Below are 4,063 nucleotides of genomic sequence, written 5' to 3'. Positions count from 1 at the left end.
GCCGGGCTCGGCGCGGTGGGCTATGCGCTGGCCGGGCCGGTGCCCGCGGCGCTCGGAGCGACGCTGTCGCTCAACGCGGCCGGGGTGATCGGGACGCTGGGCGGGCTCGTGGTGGCGGCCGCGGCGGTCTGGCCGCGGCGGGCGGGCGGCGGCACGCCTGCCTTTGCGCCTGCCGCCGCCGCGGCGCCGCCCTGAAACGCGCCGCGCGGGGCCGCGCTCATCAGAGTCCGAGGCCGGGCGGGTGCCAGCCCGCCACGAACAGGTCCTGGTTCAGCACCCTCAGGTGGCGGCCGATGTTCGGCGTGCGCTGGATGGTGCCCTTCGTGAGCGTGAACCGGGAGAAGGTGTCGCTGAGATGGGCCCGAGCACGGCGCCGCCGGCAGCCGGACGAACCTGTTCCCTACTCCGCGGCAAGCGCCAGCGCGGCCGCCGGTTGGTTGCGCACGCGGACCAGGGTGAAGATCCCGGCCGGCTGGCAGGGTTCCATCGCCTCGACGCGCACCGCCTGCGGGTCCAGCAGGTCGGACAATGCGAAGTCGGGATGCCAGCCGAGCAGGCGCGACAGCGGCGCCATCGAGCGCTCCACCCACCAGCGCAGGCCCGCCTCGGCGGCGAAGTGGTTGACGAAGAGCAGGTGCCCGCCCGGCCGCACCACGCGCGACATCTCCGCGAACAGGACCTTGGCGTTGGGGACGACGGAGGCGGTGAACATCGCCACCGCGATGTCGAAGCTGTCGTCGGCGAAGGCCATGTGCTCGGCGTTCATCTCGGACAGGCCCACGACCTGCGACAGCCGCTCCTCCCGCACCCGGGCCGCGGCCTTCTCCAGCATGTCGCGCGAGAGGTCGATGCCGACCACGCGCTTCTCCGGCCGATAGCGCGGCAGCGCCAAGCCGGTGCCCACGCCGACCTCGAGCACGCGGGTCCCGGGCAGGCGGTTCACCTCCTCGACGGCGCGGCGGCGGCCATGGGCCGAGACGCCGCCGAAGACCAGGTCGTAGACCCCCGCCCAGCGACGGTAGGCGTCGCGCACCCCCTCGGCGTCGAGGACGGCGCGGGGATGATCACGGTCGGGAATGTCGGTTCGGATGCTCATGCGGGTCCGTATCCGGCGGCGGTGGCCGGGTTAGTCCTGATGGGGGGCGCGCGCAAGCCGGATATGACGAAGCCTTGTAGACTCGGCGTCCCGCTCATGACAAATTGGCAATCTTCCGGCTTGGCAGCGCCACGAGGACGCCTCCGGCGCAGATGATCGCGGCCCCCAGCAGGGTCCAGCCATCTGGCCAGTCGCCGAAGATGAGCACCCCGGCGAGGCCCGCCCAGAGGATCTGCGTGTAGGACATCGGCGCGAGCACCGAGGCCGGCGCGCGCGCGAAGGCAAGCACGAGCAGGCCATGCCCCGCCGCGCCAAGCAGCCCGAGCAGCAGCAGCAACGGCAGGTCGGCGGCGGCGGGCGCCACCCAGACGAAGGGCTGGGCCAGCGCGGTCAGCGCACAGGCGGCGAGGCTGGTGTGCAGCACCGTGGTGCGCGGATCGTCCTCGGCCGCCAGCCGCCGGGTGAGCAACTGGTAGCCGGTGTTGGCGACCGCGGTAACCAGCGGCAGCAGCATGGCCCAGTGCAGCGGCTCGCCCGTCAGGAAGGGAGGGCGGATCGCCACCATCACGCCGGCCAGGCCGATGGCGACCCCTGCCCAGCGCCGCGGCGACACGCGCTCGTTCAGCCAGAGCGCTGCGAGCGCGACGGTGAGCGCGGGGGCGGCGAAGATCACCGCCGTCGCGTCGGCGAGCGGCACATGGATGAGCGCGACGGCAAGAGCGCCGTTGGCGACGGCGAGCAGCGCGGAGCGTAGCGTCTGCAGCCCCGGCGCGCGGGAGCGCCAGGGCAGCCCGCCGGTCAGGAGCCGCACCGCGACGATGACGATCAGTGTATGCGCGACGAAGCGCAGGAACATCAGCTGCGGCACGGCGTAGCGCGCGACCAGCAGCTTCAGCAGCGCATCCATCGAGACGAACAGGGCGAGCGCGACCAGCTGGATCAGCACGCCCTGCAGGGTGCGGCTCATGCCCGCGCCTCCACCCCGGCACGGGTGGGCGCGTCATCCCGGGCGGGCGCGACGGCGCCCGCCGCGTCGCGCGGGATTACTGGCGCGGCTGCGGGCAGCCGTCGCCGCGCTGCGAGCCCGAGCGCACGACGCCGGCGTAGTCCATGACGAAGGTGGTCTCGCAGCCGGGGCGGAGGAACGTCACGGCATTGCCGCCATCCGGCATGCGGACCGTGCGCTCCGGAGAGCCCCAGGCGAGGAACAACTGGTTGCCGCCACGTCCGATGTAGGGCGGCACGGTGTTGGCGCAGGCGCCCAGCGTGACGAGCAGACCGATGGCAATGACAGGCCGCATCCCGTGATCCCCAAGCTCCGGCCGCAGCATGGCCGGCACGCGCAAGGTTAAATCAATCCTGGGCCGGAACGCCAGCGTTCAAGCGCTTGATTGCACGCCCGATCCTGCGGTTGTGCTCAGGCGTGACCCGCAACGCCCGAGAGCAGGGCGGGGTCGACATGCAGCTTGGCGAGCGCCTGGGTCCACAGCCGCTCGGGCTTGGCGCCGAACAGCAGCATCTCGTCCGCCGGCACCGAGAGCCAGGCGTTCTGCTGGATCTCGCCCTCGAGCTGGCCTGGTCCCCAGCCGGCATAGCCGAGCGCGAGGACCCCCAGCCGCGGCCCGCCGCCGCCGGCGATCGCCTTGAGGATGTCCACGCTGGCCGTCAGCGCGAGGCCCGGCTGGACCTGCAGGCTGCCCTCCGTCTCCCAGTCGGAGGTGTGGAGGACGAAACCGCGGCCGTTCTCGACCGGCCCGCCGGAGGTCAGGCGGATGCGCCGCTGGGGCGGGATCGGGTCGAGCTTCAGCTGGCGCAGCAGGTCGTCGAAGCTGAGGCCGCTGAGGGGCTTGTTCAGCACGATGCCCATCGCGCCGTCGTCGGAATGCGCGCAAAGGCAGATGACCGAGCGGGCGAAGCGCGGATCCTGCATGGAGGGCATGGCGACGAGGAGCTGCCCGGTGAGCCACCCCTCCCCGGCCGCCGCTCCGCTCAACCCCTTCGGGGGCTTGGGGACGGGTCTGGCCATGCGTGAAAGATGGCTTCGGGTCCTCATGCCCGCAAGAACGGATCGGAGGGGGCCGGGGTTGCGGCGGGGTGCGGCAGGGCCGGGCCGCCGCATGGACGGACATCGCGAACGCCTCTAGATGCGTTCGGTCGGACACAATTCGGAGAAAACTTATGACCATCCAGCCCGGGCAGGCGATCCCCTCGGTCAAGGTGATGCAGGCGACGGCGGAAGGGCCGAAGGAGGTCGACACCGCCGAGTTCTTCAAGGGTCGCACGGTGGTGCTGTTCGGCGTGCCCGGCGCCTTCACGCCGACCTGCTCGGCCAAGCACCTGCCCGGCTTCGTGACGCAGGCGGCGGCGCTGAAGGCGAAGGGCGTGGATGCCATCGCCTGCATGGCGGTGAACGACGCCTTCGTGATGGGCGCCTGGGCGAAGGACCAGGGCATCACCGACGAGGTCGCGATGCTGGCCGACGGCTCGGCCGCCTTCACCAGGGCGATGGGGCTCGAATTCGACCTGACCGCGCGCGGCCTCGGCATCCGTTCGCAGCGCTTCGCGCTGGTGGCGAAGGACGGCAAGGTCACGCATGTCGCCGTCGAGGCGCCGGGCGCCTTCGAGGTGAGCAAGGCCGAGGCGATCCTCGGCGTCCTGTGACGCCGGCCCGGCGCGCCGCGGCTCGCCCCGGCGCGTTGTGCGCCCGTCATCTCAGGAGAACGGCATGACCCATCCCTTCGGCTACGCGATGCTGGCCTGGCAGGCGGGTTGGGTCTTCACGCTGCGCAGCGCGCAGCTGTGGACGGAGCCCGCCACGGCGACCGCCGAGCTTGCGCGCATGGCGGGCGAGAAGCAGCGCGCCTTCGCCGCCGGGGCGCTGGCCGCCAGCAAGGCAGCCCTGCTGGGCACGCGGCCCGACCTCGTCGCCGCGGCCGCGATCGCACCGGCGCGGCGCCGGGTCGCGGC

7 protein-coding genes are annotated in these 4,063 nt (G+C 72.5%); 3 read left to right on the top strand and 4 right to left on the bottom strand.

Annotated features, from left to right (window positions below; all coding sequences use genetic code 11):
* On the top strand, positions 1-195 hold a 195-nt coding region (locus L2I40_RS19940), incomplete at its 5' end, for a hypothetical protein (RefSeq protein WP_237216928.1).
* Between the two features lie 205 nt (positions 196-400).
* On the opposite strand, the gene L2I40_RS19935 is transcribed toward L2I40_RS19940, so the two are convergent.
* From L2I40_RS19935 to L2I40_RS19920, 4 genes are all read right to left on the bottom strand, one after another.
* Entirely contained in the window at positions 401-1,096 is a 696-nt protein-coding gene (locus L2I40_RS19935; RefSeq protein ID WP_237216927.1) for a class I SAM-dependent methyltransferase, read from the bottom strand.
* A 94-nt stretch (positions 1,097-1,190) separates the two neighbouring features.
* Positions 1,191-2,063: a DMT family transporter gene (locus L2I40_RS19930; protein ID WP_237216926.1), complete on the bottom strand. Its 873-nt coding sequence runs from the start codon at positions 2,061-2,063 to the stop codon at positions 1,191-1,193.
* 76 nt (positions 2,064-2,139) lie between these two features.
* Complete coding sequence (locus L2I40_RS19925) at positions 2,140-2,397, bottom strand: hypothetical protein (protein ID WP_237216925.1); 258 nt, start codon at positions 2,395-2,397, stop codon at positions 2,140-2,142.
* A 116-nt stretch (positions 2,398-2,513) separates the two neighbouring features.
* A complete protein-coding gene (locus L2I40_RS19920; protein ID WP_272910988.1) occupies positions 2,514-3,122 on the bottom strand; it encodes a YqgE/AlgH family protein in 609 nt (202 codons plus the stop codon).
* A 152-nt stretch (positions 3,123-3,274) separates the two neighbouring features.
* Here L2I40_RS19920 and L2I40_RS19915 point away from each other — a divergent pair, with 152 nt between their 5' ends.
* Entirely contained in the window at positions 3,275-3,757 is a 483-nt protein-coding gene (locus L2I40_RS19915) for a peroxiredoxin (protein ID WP_237216924.1), read from the top strand.
* Positions 3,758-3,821: 64 nt separating this feature from the next.
* Positions 3,822-4,063 (top strand): hypothetical protein (locus L2I40_RS19910; protein ID WP_237216923.1); only part of this gene is annotated, 242 nt, incomplete at its 3' end.

The sequence above is a fragment of the Falsiroseomonas oryziterrae genome (genome assembly GCF_021864505.1).
Lineage (GTDB): Bacteria > Pseudomonadota > Alphaproteobacteria > Acetobacterales > Acetobacteraceae > Falsiroseomonas > Falsiroseomonas oryziterrae.
This window is presented reverse-complemented; position numbering and strand designations above follow the sequence as displayed.